The sequence below is a fragment of the Microcoleus sp. ARI1-B5 genome, from assembly GCF_036705795.1.
Classification (GTDB): Bacteria; Cyanobacteriota; Cyanobacteriia; order Cyanobacteriales; family Microcoleaceae; genus Microcoleus.
In genome coordinates this window covers 21,664-45,412 of record NZ_JAUBVK010000048.1, presented here as the reverse complement: position 1 = coordinate 45,412, position 23,749 = coordinate 21,664, and the positions used below count along the sequence as shown (strand labels likewise).

Below are 23,749 nucleotides of genomic sequence, written 5' to 3'. Positions count from 1 at the left end.
TTGACAGTTGACAGTTGACAGTTGACAGTTGACAGTTGACAGTTGACAGTTGACAGTTGACAGTTGACAGTTGACAGAAGGAAGAAAGAAGGAAGAAAGAAAAAAAGGAAAAAAGTAGTAGTTTTAGGAATTAAGAAGATTTTAAACGTCTTAGCGGCTACTGTACTAAGGACTAATGACTAATGACTCTTGACTAATGACTCTTGACTAAGGACTAATGACTAATGACTGCTAACTAATTTAGCTTGTTGAACCCATTTTTGCACGCGATCGACTGAAGGAGTCAAATCATTGCGCTGCATTGTCGCTACGTGCAGTCTCAAGACTTGTTGGTGCAATCTTTCGACGGGCATTTGAGCCAATTGAGCGGCAGAAGCAACGCCCGCGTGCAGCAACAGCCCGCAATACTGACAGCCTACACTCGGAATTCGAGCCAACTCTGCCATTGCTACCCATTTATTAATATGTTGAACGTTAATCTGTAATTGATGTGCTAGCAACACTTTCGCCGCCGGTGTTTTCGTCATGCGAATTAGTTGCGCGGTGGTAGTGATGCCGCACTCTTCTAGTTGAGACTGGTTTTCTTTGCTCAATCCCGGCAAGTGTTCGATCGGCCAATCGCGTACTTGCACGGAAGTTTTAGAAGCTGTGTGAGAAGTTTTCATATTTTTTTTCAGTGAATTTACCTATACTTTAAAGTGTAAAATATACGAACGTCAATAGAGGCTATTGCTCATGTCACAAAATCAACAACAACCCGATCGGCTTTCTTTGGCAGCTCGCGGCTGTTTATTTTTGCTGTATTGCTTGTGCAGCAACACTTTCAGCATTTTTTTCCTTACCGTCTGCAAAGGTTCTTGGTGAGCAAAATCATGCCTGCGATGACGACAAAGACGATCGACAACATAGCACAAAGATCGCAGTAAAAAAGAAAATACAGATGAGGCTTTTCTCCACAATGCCTGCTAAATTTGAAGTCAGGACTTTTGTGCTGTCATGCTGAGAATCAAAAGACTGAAGTCCTGACTACAAAACGAACTCAAAATTATCAATTTTTACTCATGAAAATCACAAAAGGTTATGATTTGTTAACAAATACTTTACACGATCGGCGGCAAAAACTGGCCAGTTTAATTGATTTTCCCGTAATTCTGTGGTCTGGGCGCAGCATTCCTCGCAATTATCCGGCACTTGTTTATCCTTTTCGCGCCAGCAGTCACTTTCTATATTTTGCTGGTTTGCCGTTAGAAAATGCTGCGATTCGCTTAGAATCAGGGAAGTTAGAACTGTTCTTAGATGATGCCGATCCTAGCAGCACGCTTTGGCACGGGGAAATGCCCAAAAGAGCGGAAATTGCTGAACTAATTGGGGCTGATGCTGCTTACCCAATGAGTGAGTTGAAAGCGCGAGCGACAAATGCAGCAACGATCGCCCTTCAGGATAGCTCGATCCGGTTGCAACAGTCGGATATTCTCGTAGCTTGCGGGGCGGGACGCCATCGCTCTTTAGCACCCTCCAAATCGCCAACAGGTATTGACCTAGAATTAACTCAGGCAGTCATATCTCTGCGTCTGAGCCACGATGCAGCCAGTTTGGTCGAATTGCGTCAAGCTGCTGCTGTCACCGTAGCAGCTCACAAAGCGGGCATGGCGGCAACTCGAACAGCTAAGATTGAAGCGGGCGTGCGCGCGGCAATGGAAAGTGTCATCATCTCGGAAAATATGACCTATGCCTATCCCAGTATCGTGACGGTGCACGGGGAAGTTCTGCACAGCGAACATTATCACAATCCGCTACAAGCAGGAGATTTGCTGTTAGCAGATGTCGGTGCTGAATCGTCAATGGGATGGGCGGCTGATGTGACTCGCACTTGGCCGGTTTCTGGCAAGTTTTCGCCGACTCAAAGAGCGATTTATGATGTGGTTTTGGCAGCGCACGATGCTTGTATCGAGCAAATTAGTCCTGGCGTGGAATATCAAGACATTCACCTTTTGGCTGCTAGAATCATGGCGGCAGGATTGGTTGATTTGGGTATTTTGCGGGGCCCTGTTGAAGATTTGGTGGCAATGGACGCTCACGCGCTGTTTTTTGTGCACGGAATCGGACATTTAATCGGTTTGGATGTTCACGATATGGAAGATTTAGGCGATTTGGCTGGCTATGAAGCAGGAAGAGCGAGAAGCAGTCGGTTTGGGTTGGGTTTTTTGCGGCTGAATCGAGTTTTGCGTCCGGGAATGCTGGTATCGATCGAACCTGGTTTTTATCAAGTTCCGGCAATTTTAAATAACTCAGAAACTCGCGCAAAATATAAAGATTTTGTGAAGTGGGACGAGTTGGAAAAATTCGCAGATGTCCGGGGAATACGCATTGAAGATGATATACTTGTCAGCGCAGGGGGTAGAGAAGTATTAACAGGGAAATTGCCAACAAAAGCTCTGGAGATTGAGGAGTTAGTTGCGGTAAGTGCATAAGTATCGATCGCCAAGAGTGCGATCGCCCGCAGTTCCATCATGTGTGAGCAACATCAATAAATATGAATAAAGCTTGGCAAATAGGTCTTTTGACGCTCCTTGAAAAAATGGCGGCGCAAGTCCAAAACTTCGCAGCACGGAGACTTGCGCGCATTTTTCGCAACCGTGTATCCCCGCGGCCGCAGATGCAAGCTGCGCCTTTGCCCAGCAACGAAGCCGACAGGCTAAAAGCACTTCAGCGCTACAACATTCTCGATACAGATGCCGACGCAGCTTTTGATGACCTAACAGCTTTAGCATCCTATATTTGCGGCACTCCTATTGCTTTAGTCAGCTTGGTAGATGCTAACCGACAGTGGTTTAAATCAAAAGTCGGTCTCGACGCGCCAGAAACTCCGAGAGAGTTAGCTTTTTGCGCTCACGCTATTTTAAATCCCAACGAATTGCTAATTATACCCAATGCTTTAGAAGACGATCGCTTTGCCGGGAATCCGCTAGTAACTTCCGATCCAAATATTCGGTTTTATGCTGGAGCGCCGCTAGTAACTCCTGACGGTTTCCCCATTGGCACTTTGTGCGCGATAGATACAGTTGAGCGCCATCTCACCCCAGAACAACTAGAAGCGCTGCGGGCTTTAGGAAGGCAAGTTATCAGCCAAATGGAGTTGCGAATTAATTATGCTAAATTAGAGCGCGCGCAGCTCAGGCACAAACAAGTAGAAGCAAAACTCCGTTCTAGTGACGAGCAAATTGTCAATTTTTTAGAAGGAATGAGCGATGCTTTTTTTGCTCTAGACCCCCAGTGGCGATTTACTTACGTCAATTACAAAGCATCGCAATTTTTGCAGCGCTCGCCGGAAGAACTTTTTGGTAAAAATTTTTGGGAAGAGTTTCCAGAATTTGTAAATACGATATTTTATGAAGAGTATCATGAAGCGGTAGCGAAACAAGTTGGAGTGAGTTTTGAAAAATATTATCGTCCCTTAAAAGTGTGGTTGGAAGTGCGGGCTTTTCCTAGTCACGACGGCATTTCGGTGTTTTTTCACGACATCACCAAGCGCAAGCGCATCGAATCGGCTCTCAGGAAAGAACAGAAAAAAACTGAGGGTTTACTGCTAAATATTTTGCCGGAAGCGATCGCCGACAGGTTGAAGCACGAACCGGGGGTAATTGCCGACAAGTTTGAAAAAGCCACAATTCTTTTTGCAGATTTGGTGAATTTTACCCAAATTTCTACTACCATGCCCGCCACGAAATTGGTATATTTGCTGAATGAAATTTTCTCAACTTTTGACCAACTGAGCGAGAAGCACGGCTTAGAAAAAATTAAGACTATCGGGGACGCTTACATGGTAGCGGGCGGTATTCCCATTGAACGCCCAGACCACGCAGAGGCGATCGCCGAAATGGCACTGGATATGTTAGTAGCAATTCAGGAATTAAATGTGAAGCTAGACGCGAATTTTGACATCCGCATCGGGATTAATAGCGGCCCGGTGGTAGCGGGGGTAATCGGCACTAAAAAATTCATTTACGATTTGTGGGGAAATGCAGTAAATACAGCCAGCCGCATGGAATCTCACGGTATACCCGGCCGCATTCAAGTTAGCTTCTATACTTATGATTTGCTGTGCGATAAATATGAATTTGAAGATCGGGGATTGATTGAGATTAAAGGTAAAGGGGAAATGCGGACTTATTTTATGAAAGGTAGAAAGACAGAAATCGAGAGGGAAATAACCGGATAGTAAATATAGTAGAAGGAAGTTCGGCCACGGATTTTTTAAGGGATTTAACGGAGGTCACGGATAGAGGGATGTTCGGCAGCGGATTTTTTAACTGAGGTCACGGAGAGAGGGAATAGGCAATCTACCGCATGGATTTCAGCAATTAAGAACGTCCTAACCATGATGGGCGGTTGCTATAAAATTAAGACTTGAAAGTACGCGAACAATCAGGGGAATTGGGGAGGCTGCGATCGCGCTCGCAAATCAGGCCCGATCGCTCGGCAACCAAAACCGCCGTCGCAGATGAGCAAAATCAGATTATGCTATAGACAGAGATATCCGAGCCATCCTAGGCACGGTACTCAACGTTATAAAAATATTAAATTGAAGTCGTCGGAGCCTTTAATATGGTTCAATTTCATATTCAAACAGATAGCGATATTCCAGCGTCCACGCAACTATTCAATCAAATCAGGTTTGCGATCGCCTCGCGCCAGTTTCCGCCCGGACACCGCTTGCCCAGCACCAGACAGCTAGCGATGCAGACGGGTTTGCACCGCAACACGATCAGCAAAGTCTACCGACAGCTCGAAAATACCGGACTCGTAGAAGCCCAAGCCGGATCGGGCATATACGTCCGCGCCCAAGGCCACGAAGGCGGCAGCAAACTCAAATCCCCGATCCTCGAAGAATATCCCCTTGCCAACAAAATAGTGCAAGAAAGTATGGATCAACTGCTGGGAGAGGGCTGTACGCTCAACCAAGCGAGGGAATTATTTTTGGCCGAAATAGACTGGCGGCTCCGGTGCAGCGCCCGAGTGGTCGTCACAGCCCCCACAGAAGACATCGGCGTGGGCGAATTGATGGCAAAAGAGCTCGAACAAGCTTTGCTGATTCCCATACAGTTAGTAGCGATGGAAGATTTAGGTAGTTTTCTGGATAAAATCACTGCGGGAACTGTGATCACGAGCCGTTATTTTATCGGACAAGCGGAATCGATTTCGGCGCCTCGTTCGGTGCGAGTGATTCCCGTAGACATCTACGATTATGTTCAGGAAATCCAGCTAGTGGGGAGTTTGCCGAAAGACAGTTATTTGGGTATCGTGAGTCTGAGTTCGGGAATGTTGCGATCGACTGAAGTCATCATCCACAGCCTCCGGGGCGAGGATTTGTTGGTGATGACGGCTTTGCTGTCGGATGCCTACAAGATTAACTCGATCGTGCGATCGGCGAGAACAATTTTCTGCGACCAACCGAGTTTTGCTACAGTAAAAGCGGCGATTAACGCTGCCCGAGAGGATATTATTCGTCCTCCGCAACTGGTATGCTCCGAAAATTACATCGGCTCTAAGTCGATTAATTTGCTCAAGCGCGAGTTGGGCTTGGGGTAACAGTTGACAGTTGACAGCTTTCCAGGTTGACAGTTGACCTGTGACAGTTGACAGCTTTCCAGGTTGACAGTTGACCTGTGACAGTTGACAGCTTTCCAGGTTGACCTGTGACAGTTGACCTGTGACAGTTGACCTGTGACAGTTGACCTGTGACAGTTGACCTGTGACAGTTGACCTGTGACAGTTGACAGAAGGAAGAGGGGGACATTGAGAGATTGGGAGATTGGGAGATAATTGTCTAATTACCGATTACCGATTCCCAGTTACCGATTACCAATTACCAATTACCAATTCCCATTACCCATTACCGATTCCCAATTTCCAATTCCCAATTACCAATTATCCATGACAATTGAAATCCAACCTTCAATTAATGTGAAAACTGCGATCGAAAGCCGCCGGGCCGCGCGCAGTTTCAAACCCGATCCAATTCCCCCAGCAATATTGGCAGAGATTTTGCGCTTGGGAGTGCGATCGCCCTCTGGTTATAACTTGCAGCCTTGGCGGTTTATCGTACTTCAAGAGCAAGCCAGCAAAGAAAAATTAAAAGCTTGCGCTTTCGACCAGCGCCAAGTGGTAGAAGCCCCGATCGTGTTAATCTGTTGTGGCGATCGGCGCGCCGCCCAACCCGAAAACACCGAAGCAGTCATCGAATTGGGCAAAGCGGCAGGCGCAATTAACGACAATTTAGCCGGTTATATGCGGCAAGCAATCCCGAAATTGTTCGAGAACCATCCTTGCTTCGAGTTCCTAGAAACTTGGACAAACAGACATACAATGCTCGCAGTAGCTCATTTAATGATTGCAGCTAAAAGCTTTGGGGTAGACAGTTGTCCGATGGAAGGTTTTGTCGGCGCTAAGGTGAAAGAAGCCTTTCAAATTCCCGCAGAAGTAGATGTGTGCTGTTTGCTTCCGCTCGGTTATGCAGCAGAACCTTTCAAACAATACGGCGGGCGTTTTGATGTGACTCAAGTTTATTATGGCGAAAGTTATGGAAAGGCCTTGCAAGTTGAGATTTGAGAGTTAAGATTTGAGAGTTGAGATTTGAGAGTTAAGATTTGAAGAATTCGGTACAAGTTCAAACAAATCGGAAATACCGACAATTTTGCAATTTCGCAATCCGAAATCTAAAATCTAAAATCTAAAATTTCAAGTGGTGAGAGTAGACAGAGGAAAAAATATGACAGTAGCAGCGCGACAAAGCAAGGCACAAATTCTAGAAGTAGAGTTGCAGAAGCACTTACAAGCAGCCGGGTTTAAAAAATTACCGCTTTATATCAGTTGCGATTTTCGAGATGACTCTTTAACGGTTGTGGGAGAACACCCGCGCAGTTTAGATCTCAAAGCCAAACCGACTTTTGCGGTGCTAGAAGCAGCAATTCTCGAAATAGAACCGGAAGCTATTGAACAGATCGGACTTTGCCTGAAAATAACCGGGCAAAAACAGCCTTATGCTTTCCATTCTTTTACCATGCACAATCCTGTTTTGTCAAGACCCAGAACAGTGCAAGTTCTGAAAAAACCGGAGAATATCCCCGCAGCAGAAGCGGGGATGGTGAAGGCCGCAAATGCCGCAGAGACGGCGGATGCAGCGGCGGAGATGCCGTTAGAAACAGATGTTAAAAATGCGGGGGGCGATGAATATTTCCCCAATTTTTCGGAGAGTTCCAGCAATTCCGATGCGATCGCCTTTAAGGTAGCTGCAATCCAGGAAAATATCGCAGAAAATCCCTTCGATGTGCTGGATATGGAAGCGGTAACAGTCGCCGAAACACCAAAGCATTCACCGTTGGCGATGCTGGCTGCAGCAGGAATCGTCAGCATCGCGGCGGTAATTTTGGCGGGCGGTTATTACCTGCTGAGCCGCCCCTGCGTCATCGGAGAATGCACTGCATTAGCTAATGCCAAACAGTTGAGCGACAATTCGGTGAAGACGCTGAAAACGTCCAAAGTTGCTAACAGCCCCGAAGAAGCGCAGGAACAGTTAAAAGGGGCGATCGCACTTTTGGAACCGATTCCCGCTTGGTCAAGTCATCGCGGTGAAGCTCAAACCGCCCTGGAAAAGTATCGGGAGCAAAGTCAAAATTTAAATTCTGCGATCGATGCAGCGCGCCTCGCACAGTCAGCAGCCCGGAAAACCGAAAATCCGCCTTATTCTGCCGAGAACGGGCAGCAAGCGCAGGCTCTGTGGCAAAGTGCGATCGCCCAACTCGGAGAAATCCCCACAGACAGCCCAGTTTATCCGTATGCTCAGAGAAAGGCGAAGGAATACCGGAAAAATTTAGCAACTGGAAATCAGCAATTAGGCACAGAAAAACAAGCCGAAAAAACCTTGCTCGCAGCCAAAAGTGCAGCGCAAATAGCAGAAGCTCGGGAAGCAGTAGCTCAGACAGCCCAGACATGGGCAGGGGTGCAAGCAGGTTGGGAAAAAGCCCTGGACACGCTATCAGAAATTCCCAGCAATACGCAATCTTACCAACTAGGTAGACTGTTAGTTCCCAAATACGAAACCAAGCTTTCACAAGCTCGCGAGCGCAGAAATGTTGAAGGAATTTCGGAGAATGCCTACACTCAAGCTGTGACTTTAGCAGCGGAAGCTCGAATTTTTGAGGGCAAAAACGGCTGGTTTAAAGCATCGGAAAACTGGCGGAGAGCTTTGAGTTACGCCGAGCAAGTTCCGGCGGCGACTTCTTATTCGCAGAAAGCCCAACCGCTGATCGCTTCCTACACAACATCATTGCAGCAAGCTGAAGTAAAGCTGCGGGAAGAAAGGAACCTGCAAAAAGCGCGCGCGGATTTAGATAAAACTTGCAAAGGTAAACCGAAGATTTGCGACTATACTGTTAGCAATGGTTTGATTGCGGTGCAGATGACTCCCGATTACGTGCAGAAGTTGCAACAAACTTTCATCCAAGCAAATAACAACAATGCTGTGAAGACTCGCCAAGCTGTGGAAAAGCACGTTGAAACTCTGCAAAAAGCCTTGGAGGCGATCGCCGAAAACGCGAAAATTCCGATGCAAGTGTACGATGGCGAAGGCAAGCGGATTGCTAGTCACGAACCGAAGTAAGTGCGTTGAAGTGTGTTGGGTAGTCCTATTTCATCAAGGATATAGAATAATCAGTATCTTTAGAAGTATGTCTCTCCATGACTTCTAGAATTAAGCTTTTTACTCTGCCCTTTACGAAATGGCACTACCGGTCTAGCCTCATAGGTTATATTAGCGGGCGGATGAAATACACAACACGGGAATGCCCATTGGTATCAACTTAGCCCGAAAGACCGCTCTTAGACTGAAGTCCCTGTCTAATAGCGAAAGTCCTCGCTATGAGGACTGAAGAACTCATCAGTCCTCATAGCGAGGACTTCAGCTTTGAGGCAGGGAATTAATTCCCTGTCGGACTGCGGGTTGCAGCTTAAGTTGACACCAATGGGGAATGCCGTTTCCCTACCCGATATCGGTATCTCCAGCAATTTCATCCGTCAGTCAATCCCGCTTGAAAAACTTGTTGCGCTGTCAACTTCAACTCTGGAAAAGCTGCGGATTCGATGTTGTCATCTCCGCGAAACTGGGTGATTTCATACTCGCCATCAACTAATTGATAAACCGATATAGTCGGTTGTTTGGGATTGCCAATAAATCGACGGCTGCCCAAACCGAGATAATCCACAATCCAATATTCAGGAATGCCCATTAGTTCATAATCGCCAACTTTTAGTAGGTAGTCATTTTGCCAATTGGTGCTAACTACTTCAACAACTAGCGGAATTGATGCCCCTTGAGTCACTGTTGAGAACTTGTTCCACAGAGGTTCTGACTCTAAATTGGCTTCATTTAAGATCAGAATGTCAGGTTCATAAGCAGATTTAGAGTCGGGAGGCTTAACTAATGCTTGTTTTGGGATGAAATACGGAAGGTTTAATCGATCGAATTCCACGGTCAATTTTCTGGCTGAAAAACCGATGACTTTCTCATGTCTTCCTAATGGCTGTGACATTTCAATAATTACTCCGTTGTGCAGTTCGTAACGTCCGTTTTCAGGTTTCCAGTCCAGAAATTCTTCAAAGGTTACTGGTTTAGTTGCAGTTTGAATCATGGCGAGGTTTCCTCAGTCAGTAGTCATCAGTCATTCGACCGGGGCGGGTTTATGAGATTTATCATTTTTATTGGAGATATTGGCTCACGGGCCCCTACGGTAATCACGGTCAATTTATATCTATATATTACCACTGAAAAATACTAATTAGCAATTTACAATTATAGGACTTATGCACCTGACCTCAGAAACCGGGTTTCTCGCCTCCCATGCGTAAACCCTGAATTACGGATTACCAACTTACCATTTGATTAATTGTGCATCTTGATTAAAAAACCTCCGGCACAATCCCTCAGTCAACAACAGAGTTGCGATTAAAGTTGCCAGCGCCAACACAAACATAATCAAAATTTGGTAAGATGCTGCATCTAACGGACTGACACCGCTCAGCATTTGACCTGTCATCATTCCCGGTAATGTGACGATTCCTACGACGGTCATTGTGTTTAATGTGGGGATTAATCCAGCTTTAATCGCATCTTTGCGGTACTGTTTTACTGCTTGCTGCGGTGTCGAACCTAAACTTAAATGGGTTTCTATTTCTAACTGGCTGCTGTTAACTGTGCTGACAAGTCTTTCACCCGCGATCGCCCCAGAGTTCATCGCATTGCCCAAAATCATCCCCGCTAGGGGAATCAGGTACTGCGGTTCGTACCAGGGGTCAGGTTGCAAAATTAGCAAGTTTGTATAGGCGAGAGTAAACGCCGTACCGATCGAGATCGAACCCAAAACTAACGGCAGCAAGTTCTTGATTTTTTTGCTGATGCGGCTGCTGGCAACCATGCTAGCCGTTGTCAGCATGATTGCTAACACTGCTAAAACCAGCCAAGGATTTTTACCCTCCGGGGCAAATACCACGGCGAGCACGTAGCCGACTCCGATGAGCTGGATCAGGGTGCGCCCTGCCGCGATCGCCAGAGCCCCGGACAATCCCAATCCCTGCCACGCCGAAAGCCCGATCGCGATCGCCACCATCCCCAAAGCCCAACCCAAATCAATAAAATCTAGCAGAATTAACATCCGCGCACCATTTCGATAAAGTGATTGTTTGCCCGTCCAACTATAAGATATTTCAATAAAGGTTTCTGAAAAACAGTTTTGCTGCAAAAATTTGCTTTGATGATGGTTGCAATTTGTGGTGTGAAGAGTGAATAATGTTCCCCCCCTCGACTTAACCCAGCAGTACGCCCAGATTGGCGACGAGATCGGCGCTGCGGTACAAAAAGTGCTCGCCTCTGGCGGCTACATCGGCGGCCCCGCCGTAAAGAGTTTTGAGCAAGAGTTTGCCGACTACACGGGAGTGGACGAGTGCGTTGGCTGCAACTCGGGCACGGATGCGCTGGTTTTGGCTTTGCGAGCTCTCAAAATTGGCCCTGGCGATGAAGTGATTACCACTCCTTTTACGTTTTTCGCTTCCGCTGAAACAATTAGCGCCGTCGGTGCAACTCCCGTGTTTGTCGATATTGACAGCGGGACTTTTAATTTAAATGTCGAACTCTTGGAAGCTGCAATTACCGACAAAACCAAGGCAATTATGCCGGTTCACATCTTCGGACAACCCACAGACATGACTCGGTTGATGGAAATTGCCACCAAGCACAATTTAGCCGTAATCGAAGATTGCGCCCAGTCTGTCGGCGCCCAGTGGCAGTCTCGAAAAGTCGGCAGCATCGGCCATGTCGGCTGTTTCAGCTTTTATCCGACCAAAAACTTAGGCGCTTGCGGTGACGGCGGGGCGGTGACGACAAACGACCCCAAGCTCGCAGCTTCCGTGAGAATGCTGAAAGAACACGGACAGTCTTCTAGGTATTTCTACGAAGAAATCGGCTGCAACAGCCGTTTAGACGCCCTGCAAGCGGTGATTCTCAGCATTAAACTGCGGTATCTCGACAGTTGGAACGCCCAGCGGCGAGAGAAAGCGGCCGTTTATGGCGAATTTCTCTCCCGCGTGCCCGGAGTTGCTGTCCCCAAAGAATTGCTGCAAGCAAAGGGTGTTTGGAATCAATACACAATCAGGCTGACAAGTCAAGAAGGCGCGCCAAATTCCTCTGGCGATTTCCGGGACTCGGTGCGGACTAAGTTGCAGGAATCCGGCATCGGTTCGATGGTTTACTATCCGTTACCTTTGCACCTGCAACCTGTTTACAAATCTTTGGGCTATCAAGTCGGTCAGTTGCCTGTGGCCGAGCAAGTTTGTCGCGAAGTCTTGTCTTTGCCGATGTTCCCGGAACTGACGAGGGCTCAACAGGAGCGGGCGATTTACGGGCTGAAAGATTGTTTGGCAAAGGCCGATCGCATTTAGGAGCTTTGGCGCGATCGCCCGATCGATAGAAACGCTTTCCTGACTACCGGAATTACAGGGTTGCAGTGCCGTACTGGTGCAGCGGTCAGGAAAATCTATTAAGTATTTTGACCGATCACTTGTACTTTTATGTACTATATTTAATGAAAAGAAACAAATTTAGGCTGGCAATCCGCCTTAAACGGGTGCATTTTCCGCTCGCCTAAAATTTGCGATCGGTCAGTCGATTTGAGATTTTAGATTTTAGATTTTAGATTTACTCCACAGATGAGTCTGGGAGCTTGAGCTTGGGTCTAAAATTTGGGGATCTTTACTCCTGGCGTCGGGGCTTCTACCCGTTTTTGGGCGAGTCAATCCAGAAGGCAGAGGTTCGAGGGAAGAAGGTTTTAACTTTCGACTTCCTTGTGCCCGATACCCGATGCTTGATGTCTAATGCCCAATTCCAAATTCTCAATTTAAGCTGCAATTTTCATAAAATCAGAGGAAAATAAACGAGTGCCTCAGTATCAATTCACTCAGGCTAGACGCTACGATCCACAAGCGATCGCTCAGTATTACCGCAACCGTCCTTGGAAAGCAATTTGGCGAGCAATTACGGTTATTTGGTCATTTGCAGGCTTCGTGCTGGGGATGCTGTGGGACAGTTGGCAGCACGAAGCAGCCGCACACCAGCCGGAACGGGCGGCCCACCTGCGCCAAATACTCACCCGCTTGGGCCCCACTTTCATTAAAGTCGGCCAAGCCCTTTCTACCAGACCGGATTTGATCCGCAAAGACTTTCTCGAAGAACTGATCAAACTTCAGGATCAGTTGCCGCCCTTTAATTCGGCCCGGGCTTTCGAGATTATTGAAGCAGAGCTCGATCGCAAAATCAGCGAAACTTACAGCGAAATCTCCCCCGAACCAGTCGCGGCGGCCAGTCTCGGTCAAGTGTACAAAGCCCGTTTAATCACCGGAGAAGCAGTCGCAGTCAAGGTTCAGCGACCGAATTTGCTGCCCGTCTTGAGCCTCGACCTTTACTTGATGCGCTGGGCGGCTGGATTGTTGGGCCCGTTGCTGCCACTGAATCTCGGTCACGACCTCTGTTTAATAGTCGATGAATTCGGTATTAAATTGTTCGAGGAAATTGATTATATCAATGAAGGTCGCAACGCCGAGAAATTTGCGACAAATTTTGCCGACGACCCCACAGTAAAAGTTCCGAGTATTTACTGGCGCTATACTTCAAAATGCGTTCTCACTCTTGAATGGATTGACGGCATCAAGCTGACAGATATCGAAAGTGTGAAAGCCGCAGGTTTGGACACGGATAGCTTAATTGAAGTCGGAGTCCGCAGCGGTTTGCGGCAGTTGCTGGAACACGGATTTTTTCACGCTGACCCCCATCCGGGAAATCTGTTTGCTTTAGCGGACGGCCGCATGGCTTACATCGATTTTGGGATGATGGATCAGATGGAAGAAACAACTAAAGAAACTTTGGTTGATTCTGTCGTTCATTTGATCAACAAAGATTACCTAGAATTAGCCAAGGATTTTGTCAAACTCGGCTTTTTGACTCCAGATACAGATATTATGCCGATCGTCCCGGCGCTGGAATCTGTGCTCGGCGATATCGTTGGCGAAAAGGTGTCAGATTTTAACTTCAAGACGATTACAGACCAGTTTTCGGAGTTGATGTACGATTATCCTTTCCGAGTGCCGGCGAAATTTGCCTTAATTATTCGCTCGCTGGTGACAGAAGAAGGTTTGGCCCTGACGCTGAATCCCGATTTCAAGATTGTCGAGGTGGCGTATCCTTACGTAGCGCGCAGGTTGTTGAACGGGGAATCTCCTGCACTGCGGCGCCGCCTGATTGAGGTATTATTTAAAGACGGCAAATTCCAGTGGAACAGGTTGGAGGACATGATCGCGATCGCCAGATCCGATCGCAGTTTCGACCTGCTACCCACCGCCCAACTAGGCTTGCAATACTTGCTGTCAGACGAAGGGTCGTTTTTGCGCCGCCAATTGATATTGGCTTTGATTGAGGACGATCGGCTTCACACCGAAGAAGTTCGCCGCCTGTGGAACTTAGTCAAGGAAGACTTGCAACCGAGTCGCCTGTTCAACGTTGCTCTAGGCGCTTTGACAGAGTTTTCCACAGCAGGAACAGCCGCCCTGACTCGATTTTAATTAGAAGGAAGAAGGAAGAGGGAAGAAGGAAGAAGGAAGAAAATAATTCTACTTTTGCCAATTCCCAATTCCCAATTCCCAATTCCCAATTCCCAATTCCCAATTCCCAATTCCCATTACCCCAAAAGAATTATTCGTGTATTACTTTCCAGAACCTCCCTATTTTTTAATGACCGCTGGATTGCTAGCAGGTATGGCATCGGGTTTAGCCTTTGAAGCAACTCTCAAACAATCCGTGCAACTCTGGTCTAAAAATCGTTCTCGTCAGAATTTAGCTAATCTGCAAGGTCTACAATTGCAGTTGCCTTTTCTGGGAATGGCCGGCGGAATTTGCGTATTTTTAGCTTCGGGTATGGAGATTTTTGGCTTCCCAAAATTACTTTCTTATGCTCTAGCTCTGCCGCTGACGGTACTGACAGCGTGGCTGGTTTGGACTCAGCTAGGCAAGCTTTTGATCGAGCTAGAACGCGGAGGTTCCCAAGCGCTGGATCTAGATTCTTTTGAAGGATGAGACTTAACTATCAACCCTCTTTTATAACAACGAAGAGGGTTGGTTCGCAGTCAGAACTTTAGTCCTTATTTATTAAAATCCGCAACTTAAATAGAACATTATTAACCCTTTGAATTCCCCAACTTTTGAAATTCCTCTGCAAGCGAAGCAACAAATTTGGAAGCGCGAGTTTTGGCCGTGTTTCCGGCGAATGCAAATAGCGGTAGTGCAGAAATACGTCTCGGTACGGAATCTCAACATTTTCGCCCGCACACAATCGAGTAAATTTTGCAGCCGAAATGCTCATATAGTGCAAATAAGTCAGCCGCCGTCCTTTGTCGTATAAAACATAATCTATAACATCAAATTGAGAAGACCAATGATTGCCCGTTATCAGTGCAGGTTGATGATAAGCAAAGTTATAAAAAGAGATAGCGCTGCGGGCGACTAAATAGTTAAATAAAGGTTGGTCAGTTCCCCGCAAAGACAGAATTTCTGCTTCTCCTGAAATTAATTTATTTAATAGTTCGGCTGAGTTATTGCGATTTAAAATACATTTTTTTGAACCAAACCAACCAGCACAAAAAATCTGAGATTCCAGTCGGTCAATATTGAAAATTTCTGCGATTTTTTCCGAGGATAAATCAAACACATAATTGAGGTCAGATTTGTATTGAAAATCGTTGGCTACCCAATCAAATTCATCAAGTTTTTGATAGATGTAATCCAGAGAACCCATTAACAGAGTGTCCGCGTCAAAATAGACAAATTTGTCAAAAGGGCCGTCAAAACAGCAAAATTTTCGGTGCATTCCCAAACAGTGAACTGGCGCCCAACCTTTGGCTTGCCAAACTTTTTGAGCTTTTTGGTGAGATGTCCAAGCTTGAGTCGCAAAGTCTTCCCAGAAATCGATGGAATCGGTATTTTCAAACAGAGTGACATTAGTTCGCTCAGCAATTTCAACTCGCACTTTTTTCAGGTTATCATCATAGGGAATGATGCAAACAGGAATATTTTTCGCCCCATTGACTTCGAGACTGTTCAATAAAGCGACTAAGTGGTCAAAAACCACATCGTTTCCCAGAATATAAATACCATCAGTCATAGTTTTTTAGTAATAAATTAATCTCGTAGGGTGTGTTGGGCGCTGACAAATAATCTCGCATTATATCAAATCAGTCCTGAACGCAACTGTCACATCAAATAAAGGTACGTTGTTGCGCTGTCTTCGCTCTTTTTTATACAAAATAGCGCTTTCATCGCAACAACATACCTAAAAATTAACTTTCATAAGAGTGCTAGTTGCGTGCGGGACTGTCAAATATTAAAATACCGCCCCACACACCCTACAAATATCGGAACAATCTTTGCACTAAATTAGGTTTTCCCTCATGTAAATAACGATAATGTTGCCAAAGTTTCCAATAAGGACTACCAGATTTAATTGGTATCCCAGCCCAGTGAACATATTTTAATCTTTTCCCTTTGTCATAAAGCACATAATCTATTTCTTGAAAATGTTTAGAACCCGCCCAGCTTCCGGGTTCTGCTGCTGAAGTTTTAACAAGATTGCAGCGCTTGGCAATTAACTTGAGAATCATATAATTTAGTATAGGTTGGTCTGTGACATTTTGAGTAAAGTCAAAATATTCTCGATGCTGCGAACAGAATCGCAAAATTTCATACATTTGCGATTCTGTAATAGTTCCTTTTCTCGAAGCCCAAAAACCGCTGTTGAATACATCTTGAAGCTGTGAGTCTGTAAAAATATTTTGTTCTTTTATGGCGGGTGAAAATACATTTCGCAGTTTTTCGCTGAGGTGGTGATAGTCGCAGCAAAAAAAGTCTACTTCTGAGAGTTTGTTTAAGTTGGCTGCGATGTCTTCAAAAACGATGATATCGGTATCGATGTACAGAAATTCGTCGAGGGGCCCAAACCAGGCGCAGAGTTTGCGCATTTTGTTGGGAAGGGCTAGAAAAGTACGATCGAATATTTGGCCAATTTCCCTGGTAAACTGTTCCACAAACCCCAGATTTGGGAACAATTGCACCCCGTACCGACTGCTGAGTGCGGTGGCGACTTGCTGATAATTGTCGTCAAACGGGATCAAAAAAACTGGTACTTGACAATTGTACAGACGTATGCTGCTCAGAAGGGCGATCGCACTTTCCATCACCCTATCATTAGCAACAATATAAATACCCCGATTCATAAATTTATCCTCAACCTTCTCAACAATCTTTCTAGCAAATTCGGCGAAGAAACATCAGCATAAGACTTTAGCGGTTCCGTAAAAACCGGCCGCTTGGACGGTTCGCGGAGATAGCGATAGTGCAGAAACAAATCGCGATAAGGAAACTCAATATTTTCGCCAGCACAAACCCTCCGAATCAAATCCGGCTGCACTCCTATATAATGAATGTAAGTCAGCCGATTTCCCTTGTCATACAAAACACGATCTTGCTCTTCAAAATGTTGGGAAGTAACGCTGCACCCGGTTTTTTCACTATCAGGGAGATGGCGAGCAAAGTTATAGCTATAAATGCCAGTTTTCATCACCATATAATTGAGCAAAGGCTGTTCTCCAGCACCTGCATACAAAATTTCCGCCTCCCCAGATTGCAGTTGAGCTAACACCCATTGCCTGGTATCGCCGTCAAAAACTCCTTGCTTGCTCCCGTAAAAGCCCGAACAAAATACTTCTGAATTTAGGCGATTTTGCTCGAAGACTTTTAGCAGTTTCGGAGAAGAAAGATTGTATACTTTAGTTGGGTCAGTAAATTGGAAATCATAAACCACAAAATCGAATTCATTCAATTTATCAAAAACCGCATCGAGCGAATTCATCGCTAAAGTATCAGCATCCATGTAAATAAACTTTTCAAAAGGCCCGTCGAAAGCGCAAAAGCGCCGGTGAGCGCCATAAAGCCGAAATTTTTTGCGATTTAAGCGCTCAGGTGCGGCGGCTTCCATGAATTTGTCCCATCGCTGAATAGATACGCTATCTTCATACATAAAAACGTTTGGGCGCTTGGAAATTTCAGCTTTAATTTGCTGTACTTGCTCGTCGAAAGGATAAATACAGACAGGAGTATTTGAGCCTAAAATAACTTCAATACTGTTGAGCAAGGCAATTAGTTGATCGTAAACTGTATCGTTGGCTAGCGTGCAAATTCCCTTCATATCATGTCCGCTCAATTACCCGCAATAAAAACGGTTCGTTCGTAGTGCGGACTTCAGTCCGCAAAATGCTGCGGACTAAAGTCCTCACTACGAACCTATTTTTTGTACTGTTTCCTAAGAAACAAAATTTGACAGCCAATTAAGCAAGTTTAATTCGTGGAGAATGATTTGCCTAGCTTCAGCAATTTTGTCCCTCGCTTCCTGCCAACAATCCGGCGTAGCAATCACCTCTTTAATAAATTCTACTCCCTTCTCATCCAAACTGGGCAGCCGCAAAAAACTTCCCGCAGGCAACAACTTATCCGCCGCCGAACCGCCGTAATAAATTGGCAAATTCCAAGCTAACAAAGCATCCCAAAGCTTTTCGCTGACATACCAATCATTTTCTGCATAATTCTCAATAGCCAAATTGTAATAGTAAGGCGCGACAGCGTGCCATTTATTGTTAACAGTGCCGTTTCCCTGGGCCCAAGTTGGCAAATTTCGCCCGTAAATGTCAAAGTCTAATTCTGCTTCTTGCAGCAATTTGATAAAGTCTAATCTGCGTCGATGGTTGGCTGTGCGGCTAACACCTGAAGTTATCCAAGAACAGGATTTAGTTTTAGTGGGTGCAGGCATTTCGTTCAGTTCTCGAAATGAGTTAGAGTGATACCAAATCGCGGGCATATAATCTGGTTTGGGTGCGAAATCGTCGGGCCCTGAAACATAACCACAATAAAGTTTTGCTTGTTCGTAGTTGGCTTGGGTAATCTCAATTACTTCTGCTAAAGGCGGTTCTCTGATCAGATAAATAATCCGTTCTTTGGGAACCTTGCGGAATTTGTCTAGAAAGTCATTTTCTGGTTTTGGATGCCTGTAGCTGCGGATTTTATCCAGCCATAACTGCTGTTTGGGCTGTCGGGGAAAGTCGAATTGATACATGAGCAAAAAGTCTGGTTCTGGGTGGTTTGCTAGCATTTGAATGTTGCCCCATTTTCCGAAGTTGTGAGGGGTTTGTTGCCACAGCCAATCGCTTTGGTTCATGCCTGGGTATGTGGTGATTGTGCCGATGATTTTTGGGTTCATAAATTGATGTTTTGTGCGTTCTATTCTTTAGTCTGGCACTTCGCTAGTTCGTTAGTCCGACAGTCCCTCAGTTCGTTAGTCCCAGAGTCCGTGAGGGGTTTAAACCCCTGCCTCAAAGCTAAAGTCCTCTTGCATAGGACTGAGGAATAATTTTAATTAGGAACTTTTTTGAGTTAATAAGTAATAAGTTTAGTCCTCTAAAGAGGACTTTAGCTATTAGTCAGGGGTTTAAACCCCTGGCGGACTGCGGGACTAACAAACGGCCGCAATGGGGGACTAACAAACGGCCGCAATGCGGGACTAAAAGACTTCCACAATGCGGGACTAAAAGACTGCCGCAATGCGGGACTAAAAGACTGCCACAATGGGGGACTAACAAATAATTTGCGATCGCACATCCGCATCCACACACCCCAAAATTTTCTCAATTCTATTTTCCCACGAAAACTGCTTGACAAAACCCAATGTTTCTGCATAACCTTCGATTTTCCTCGGATATTTGGCCAAACTATCTCGAATGCTTTCGGCGAACTTGTGCGGATTATCCGGTTCGCACCAAATTGCAGCTATATTGCCAGATTTGAATTCCATTAAAGATGCAATCTCTGTCGCGACGATCGCAGTTCCCGATGCCATATAATCAAAGAACTTCAAAGGAGACGTGAACGTCGCGGCCTCTGTCAAACAGTGAGGGTGAGTCAAAACATCGGCTGCTTGCAGCAAGCTGGCTAGTTGATTTTGAGGCAGGTAGCCGAGAAATTTGATGTTGTTAACTTGCTTGTCTTTGGCTAACTGCTGGTAGGCTGTTACTTGGGCTGAATCGCCGCCCGCGATCGCAAATTGAACTTCCGGCAACTCCTGCGCCACATCCACCAGCATATCCACACCTTTAAACGGGTAAAGTCCGCCCGCGTAAACTGCTAAATGCTGCCTGTCACCTGCTAATAATTGCTGCCGCCAATTATCGGCTGATTCTGTTTGTCTCGCCAGAAACAACTGGTTAAAACCGTTGTGCAGCGTAATTACTTTCTCCGGCGGCATCCCATTCTCGATCGTGCTGTCTCGCACAGTATCTGCAACAGTTACAGCAATTTGAAATAAAGGATTGCGAACGATTTCAGGTTCAAACTTCTTATCTTCATGGTGGTGTTGTTCGTAGATAGCGGGAATTCCGTTTTTTATCGCAGCTTTGACAAAGTTCCAGTCGCGGGTGTGGACGATTTTAGTGGATTTGAGCAGGTGAATCGGTAAATAGTATTTTGAAACTATTGTACTCGCACTCGTCCACTTGCTGTCCCAAAAATCGAGCGGCCACGGTACGGGCAAATCTGCTACTTTTAATTGTTCCTGAAGATTGTAGGTTTTAGCAAGTTTGTCATCCGGTTTTCTCGGTCGAAAAGCAAAAAGCACATCAACCGGATTCAAAGCACTCCAGCCTTTGCGGAGGTATACCAAAACTGCTGGACAACCGAGATTTGCTGCGGCATTGGCAGAGTGCGCAACTTGAACTAAGCTCGCTACATTGGGTTGCGGTAAAACATTTCTGGTAAAAAATACATAATATTTAGACATGGATTTTTAACTGATTTTCTACTTTTTTCCACCGTGACGCTTAATAGTATTTTCTATAAATTCTAAAGTATTGAAAATATTAGCAGCCGAGTGAAATGATTCTCTGATTAACTCATCTCTTTCTTCGGGAGAATCTACCATTTCATCTACTAGCAATTTCAGGTAAGCTATCATGGGAGTCAGGCGAGTGCGAATTTCGTAAGAACCTCTAATTAGAGCTTCATCGCGAGCGGTTTCTTCGGCAAATTGCATTGAATACAAGCGAGTGTAGTAACCTCCTTTGGCTAGCAATTCTTCGTGGGAGCCAATTTCTACTACTTGTCCGCGATCGATCACGGCGATTTTGTGGGCTTTTTGGACTGTGGAGAGGCGGTGGGCGATTACTAAGGTTGTGCGATCGCAGCTCAATTTCTCGATCGCCGCTTGCACGTACCTTTCCGAAACCGTATCCAGCGAACTCGTTGCCTCATCTAAAATTAAGATTTCCGGGTTTTGCAGCAAAGCTCTAGCAATGGAAATTCTCTGACGCTGCCCTCCCGATAATATCACGCCGCGATCGCCAATTTGAGTATCCAACCCCTCCGGCAACAGTTCGATAAACTCGTAAGCATTCGCTCCCTTCGCCGCTTCCACAATTTCTGCCTCCGTCGCTTGGGGCCTAGCGTAAGCAATATTTTCGCGCACAGAAGCATTAAACAAAAACGTATCTTGGCTAACAATACCCATCGCTTTTCTGAGACTTTTCAGCTCAAATTCGCGCAAATCCCTGCCATCGAGCGAGATATTACCTTCAGTAGGATCGTAAAATCTCGGCAGTAAATCTGCCAAAGTTGACTTACCAGAACCAGAAGTTCCTACCAAAGCCAAAGTAGTACCGTAAGGTAGAAACAAATCAATTCCTTGAAGAACTAAATTTTTATGATTGGGATAATTAAAAGATATTTTATTAAAATGAATTCCCGAGCGCAAATGAGTATATGGCACAGAACCGTTCAGCATAAACGGCTTGTCATCGCAGCTCAAAAAATCATTAACCACCTCTACACTAGCCGAAGTATTAGCAAATTGACTGCGCCCGCTATTCAACTGAGAAATTAAAGGAATTAACCGAAAAAGTACCAACAAATAGGTCAACAAAACTGTAGAAATCGACTCTATCTCATTGGCAAATATTGTGCGCCCTATAAATACAATCAAAATAATCACTATCAAATTAACAACTTCGTTAATTGGGGCGATCGCCGCATAGTTTACCTGAGCCTGAAAATCCGCTTGTTCTCGCCTTTGAATTAAATGCTTGATCCGCTCATACTCCCTTTCCTCGTTCCCAGTTGACTTAACCAGCCGAATCCCAGTCATGGTTTCGAGCACCCTCACCGAATAATCTTTCGACATTTCAGAAAGCAGGTGGCCAAAATGCTTGGAACGGTTAATAATATATTGATTTGTCCCAGCAACTAACGCCAGCAAAACTGTAGATGTCAGCGTCAATTTCCACGAGATAGAAAGCAGCAGACCCACAAACACCAAAACGGTGATTGAGGTAGTAAACATTCCGATCGCCGTGCCGACGGCGCTAGCAGTCCGGCCAATCTCTCCGCCCAATCTATTAATTAAATCCCCCACTTTAGTTTTAGAGTAAAAATCTAAATCTACTTCTAACAACAACCGCAAACCCGCTTCTCGCAAATCAAAAGTCAGAGAGCGCGTCAGAGAAGTAGCCACCAAAGTATTGATATAGCTCGCAATATTTTTAAAAGTAATTGCCAGAACAATCGCCGCTGTCATCAACATTAAACGCTGATTTTCCGGCAGTCCCTCAAAGGGATACATCAAAGTTTTAATTAGAGGTGGAGCGCCCCGCAGCTCGATAGCTTCCTCTAAAAAACTTAAAAGCACTGGTACAATCAGAGTAGTGCTGATACCGTTGAATAAAGCCCCAGAAAAGCCCAGCATCACAGTTAACACAATCCTGCCCGGATATCGTCTGGCAAATTTTAGGAGTAGCTTATTGGCAGACATGAAGCATTCCCAGCTAAACAGTACGGCATCTCAAAATATTCTTTAATTACAGCCAGTTTTTCTTCGTCCCTTCAGTCGCTCTAAAATCACCTAAACCTACCTGCAATTATATCTGAAAGTATTGGTGACATTGCTTGAATGCTATATTTTTTCACGCATCTTTCCCGAGCTTTCATTCCTTGCAAATTCGCGGCTGTCAAATTTTGAAATATCCATTGAATTTTTTGGGAAATTTGAGCGGGAGAACTCGGAGCGACTAAATAACCCGTTCCCCCTAAAATTTCTGGAATATCCCCCACTCGCGTAGATAAAACAGGCTTAGCCATTGCCATGCCATCTGTCAGCTTGAGCGGAAACTGAGCCACCGCTGTCAGAGTCTCTCGCTGAGGAACAACGACAACGTGAGCCGCCGCTACAACGGACGGCATAGTCTCGACAGGAAACTTTGGCAGTTTAACAATCCAACGCCCCCATTGTTTCACAAGTTTATCATCATAATCATCATAAGGACTTCCGCCGACGATCGCTAATTTTAAATCGGACTCATTTAAATGTTCGAGGGCCATCAAAACATCCTCAACACCTTTGTGAGGTCGCGGCGCCCCGGGAAACATCAGAACTCTATAGCCGGACAAGCCGTAACGCTCTCTGCTCAATTCAGGATTGTATTTAGCAGGGTCGAACATTTCAGTATCCTTACCATTAGGCAAATATACACCACCAAAACGCTGTTTTAAAAATTCTGTATCGACGGTGACGGCATCAGCGCGGCCAACTAAACTTTCCATCCACTGGATGTACAGCGGATGATCCGGTTCTCGCAACTGACCGTTTTGTTTGAAAATATCTCGATAAAGTTGTTTGAAAGAAGGGCGATATTTCCATTCATCGCCGCCGAACCAACTAAGTTCCCAGTCATCTATATCTAAAATGACAGGGCGGCGATTATCTAGTTTTTTTAGCAGCGATAAACCAAAACTTGTAGGTTTAGGTTTGACTGCATAAATAATATCCCCATCTATTTTTTCCAAAACTTTTTGAGCATCCATCAAAAACCCGGGATAGTTTTTTCCCGGTATCGCACATACCGGGATGCCTCTGGGAGGAATCGCATACAATTCCTTGCCAAACTGAAATCCGACAACTTCTACCTCGCAGTTAAGCTCGATCAGGATTTGAGCTAGGAGAAAAGCACGAATTGCACCTCCTCCCGACAAATCGCTCACCACTAATGAAACTTTCACTTGGTAATTTTT

At 45.5% G+C, this 23,749-nt stretch carries 18 protein-coding genes; 8 read left to right on the top strand and 10 right to left on the bottom strand.

Annotated elements, in window-relative coordinates; all coding sequences use genetic code 11:
- Positions 1-221: 221 nt before the first annotated feature.
- Positions 222-665: a DUF4332 domain-containing protein gene (locus tag QUB63_RS33505; RefSeq protein ID WP_332949703.1), complete on the bottom strand. Its 444-nt coding sequence runs from the start codon at positions 663-665 to the stop codon at positions 222-224.
- Between the two features lie 396 nt (positions 666-1,061).
- Between QUB63_RS33505 and QUB63_RS33500 the strand changes: the two genes are divergently transcribed.
- The 5 genes from QUB63_RS33500 to QUB63_RS33480 all read left to right on the top strand — a co-directional run bounded on the left by QUB63_RS33500 (position 1,062) and on the right by QUB63_RS33480 (position 8,659).
- Positions 1,062-2,471 (top strand): aminopeptidase P family protein, encoded by a 1,410-nt coding sequence (locus tag QUB63_RS33500; RefSeq protein ID WP_332949702.1) that lies wholly within the window; start codon positions 1,062-1,064, stop codon positions 2,469-2,471.
- 185 nt (positions 2,472-2,656) lie between these two features.
- Positions 2,657-4,219, top strand: coding sequence for an adenylate/guanylate cyclase domain-containing protein (locus tag QUB63_RS33495; RefSeq protein WP_442921887.1), 1,563 nt, complete (start codon positions 2,657-2,659; stop codon positions 4,217-4,219).
- A 386-nt stretch (positions 4,220-4,605) separates the two neighbouring features.
- Positions 4,606-5,589: a GntR family transcriptional regulator gene (locus QUB63_RS33490; RefSeq protein ID WP_332949700.1), complete on the top strand. Its 984-nt coding sequence runs from the start codon at positions 4,606-4,608 to the stop codon at positions 5,587-5,589.
- Positions 5,590-5,823: 234 nt separating this feature from the next.
- Positions 5,824-6,609, top strand: coding sequence for a nitroreductase family protein (locus tag QUB63_RS33485; protein ID WP_332949699.1), 786 nt, complete (start codon positions 5,824-5,826; stop codon positions 6,607-6,609).
- A 160-nt stretch (positions 6,610-6,769) separates the two neighbouring features.
- Positions 6,770-8,659 (top strand): hypothetical protein, encoded by a 1,890-nt coding sequence (locus QUB63_RS33480; protein ID WP_332949698.1) that lies wholly within the window; start codon positions 6,770-6,772, stop codon positions 8,657-8,659.
- Positions 8,660-9,065: 406 nt separating this feature from the next.
- Here the strand turns inward: QUB63_RS33480 and QUB63_RS33475 are convergent, their stop codons facing one another.
- Positions 9,066-9,686 (bottom strand): Uma2 family endonuclease, encoded by a 621-nt coding sequence (locus QUB63_RS33475; RefSeq protein WP_332949697.1) that lies wholly within the window; start codon positions 9,684-9,686, stop codon positions 9,066-9,068.
- Positions 9,687-9,926: 240 nt separating this feature from the next.
- The gene (locus QUB63_RS33470) at positions 9,927-10,706 is read right to left on the bottom strand and encodes an ABC transporter permease (RefSeq protein ID WP_332949696.1); all 780 of its coding nucleotides are present in this window, start codon (positions 10,704-10,706) and stop codon (positions 9,927-9,929) included.
- A gap of 127 nt (positions 10,707-10,833) precedes the next feature.
- Here QUB63_RS33470 and QUB63_RS33465 point away from each other — a divergent pair, with 127 nt between their 5' ends.
- The 3 genes from QUB63_RS33465 (at position 10,834) to QUB63_RS33455 (ending at position 14,671) form a co-directional block, all read left to right on the top strand.
- Positions 10,834-11,988, top strand: a complete 1,155-nt coding sequence (locus QUB63_RS33465) for a DegT/DnrJ/EryC1/StrS family aminotransferase (protein ID WP_332949695.1) — start codon at positions 10,834-10,836, stop codon at positions 11,986-11,988.
- A 495-nt stretch (positions 11,989-12,483) separates the two neighbouring features.
- Positions 12,484-14,160: an ABC1 kinase family protein gene (locus QUB63_RS33460; protein ID WP_332949694.1), complete on the top strand. Its 1,677-nt coding sequence runs from the start codon at positions 12,484-12,486 to the stop codon at positions 14,158-14,160.
- A gap of 136 nt (positions 14,161-14,296) precedes the next feature.
- Positions 14,297-14,671: a hypothetical protein gene (locus tag QUB63_RS33455; RefSeq protein WP_332949693.1), complete on the top strand. Its 375-nt coding sequence runs from the start codon at positions 14,297-14,299 to the stop codon at positions 14,669-14,671.
- Between the two features lie 58 nt (positions 14,672-14,729).
- On the opposite strand, the gene QUB63_RS33450 is transcribed toward QUB63_RS33455, so the two are convergent.
- From QUB63_RS33450 to QUB63_RS33420, 7 genes are all read right to left on the bottom strand, one after another.
- Positions 14,730-15,755, bottom strand: a complete 1,026-nt coding sequence (locus tag QUB63_RS33450; protein ID WP_332949692.1) for an Npun_R2821/Npun_R2822 family protein — start codon at positions 15,753-15,755, stop codon at positions 14,730-14,732.
- Positions 15,756-15,996: 241 nt separating this feature from the next.
- A complete protein-coding gene (locus QUB63_RS33445; protein ID WP_332949691.1) occupies positions 15,997-16,863 on the bottom strand; it encodes an Npun_R2821/Npun_R2822 family protein in 867 nt (288 codons plus the stop codon).
- Positions 16,860-17,834: an Npun_R2821/Npun_R2822 family protein gene (locus QUB63_RS33440; RefSeq protein WP_332949690.1), complete on the bottom strand. Its 975-nt coding sequence runs from the start codon at positions 17,832-17,834 to the stop codon at positions 16,860-16,862. The genes QUB63_RS33445 and QUB63_RS33440 overlap by 4 nt, the downstream gene beginning before the upstream one ends.
- 114 nt (positions 17,835-17,948) lie before the next feature.
- Complete coding sequence (locus QUB63_RS33435) at positions 17,949-18,899, bottom strand: glycosyltransferase family 10 domain-containing protein (protein ID WP_332949689.1); 951 nt, start codon at positions 18,897-18,899, stop codon at positions 17,949-17,951.
- 372 nt (positions 18,900-19,271) lie between these two features.
- Entirely contained in the window at positions 19,272-20,471 is a 1,200-nt protein-coding gene (locus tag QUB63_RS33430) for a glycosyltransferase family 4 protein (protein ID WP_332949688.1), read from the bottom strand.
- An 18-nt stretch (positions 20,472-20,489) separates the two neighbouring features.
- Positions 20,490-22,493: an ABC transporter ATP-binding protein gene (locus tag QUB63_RS33425; protein WP_332949687.1), complete on the bottom strand. Its 2,004-nt coding sequence runs from the start codon at positions 22,491-22,493 to the stop codon at positions 20,490-20,492.
- Between the two features lie 86 nt (positions 22,494-22,579).
- Positions 22,580-23,737: a glycosyltransferase family 4 protein gene (locus QUB63_RS33420; RefSeq protein WP_332949686.1), complete on the bottom strand. Its 1,158-nt coding sequence runs from the start codon at positions 23,735-23,737 to the stop codon at positions 22,580-22,582.
- Between the last annotated feature and the right edge of the window lie 12 nt (positions 23,738-23,749).

What these genes read in the sequence shown, in the direction of transcription:
- QUB63_RS33450 (WP_332949692.1), bottom strand. Translation starts at nt 15,755, where the DNA reads ATGACTGATGGTATTTATATTCTGGGAAACGATGTGGTTTTTGACCAC.
- QUB63_RS33500 (WP_332949702.1), top strand. Translation starts at nt 1,062, where the DNA reads ATGAAAATCACAAAAGGTTATGATTTGTTAACAAATACTTTACACGAT.
- QUB63_RS33505 (WP_332949703.1), bottom strand. Translation starts at nt 665, where the DNA reads ATGAAAACTTCTCACACAGCTTCTAAAACTTCCGTGCAAGTACGCGAT.
- QUB63_RS33430 (WP_332949688.1), bottom strand. Translation starts at nt 20,471, where the DNA reads ATGTCTAAATATTATGTATTTTTTACCAGAAATGTTTTACCGCAACCC.
- QUB63_RS33440 (WP_332949690.1), bottom strand. Translation starts at nt 17,834, where the DNA reads ATGAAGGGAATTTGCACGCTAGCCAACGATACAGTTTACGATCAACTA.
- QUB63_RS33490 (WP_332949700.1), top strand. Translation starts at nt 4,606, where the DNA reads ATGGTTCAATTTCATATTCAAACAGATAGCGATATTCCAGCGTCCACG.
- QUB63_RS33480 (WP_332949698.1), top strand. Translation starts at nt 6,770, where the DNA reads ATGACAGTAGCAGCGCGACAAAGCAAGGCACAAATTCTAGAAGTAGAG.
- QUB63_RS33495 (WP_442921887.1), top strand. Translation starts at nt 2,657, where the DNA reads ATGCAAGCTGCGCCTTTGCCCAGCAACGAAGCCGACAGGCTAAAAGCA.
- QUB63_RS33425 (WP_332949687.1), bottom strand. Translation starts at nt 22,493, where the DNA reads ATGTCTGCCAATAAGCTACTCCTAAAATTTGCCAGACGATATCCGGGC.
- QUB63_RS33475 (WP_332949697.1), bottom strand. Translation starts at nt 9,686, where the DNA reads ATGATTCAAACTGCAACTAAACCAGTAACCTTTGAAGAATTTCTGGAC.
- QUB63_RS33435 (WP_332949689.1), bottom strand. Translation starts at nt 18,899, where the DNA reads ATGAACCCAAAAATCATCGGCACAATCACCACATACCCAGGCATGAAC.
- QUB63_RS33470 (WP_332949696.1), bottom strand. Translation starts at nt 10,706, where the DNA reads ATGTTAATTCTGCTAGATTTTATTGATTTGGGTTGGGCTTTGGGGATG.
- QUB63_RS33445 (WP_332949691.1), bottom strand. Translation starts at nt 16,863, where the DNA reads ATGAATCGGGGTATTTATATTGTTGCTAATGATAGGGTGATGGAAAGT.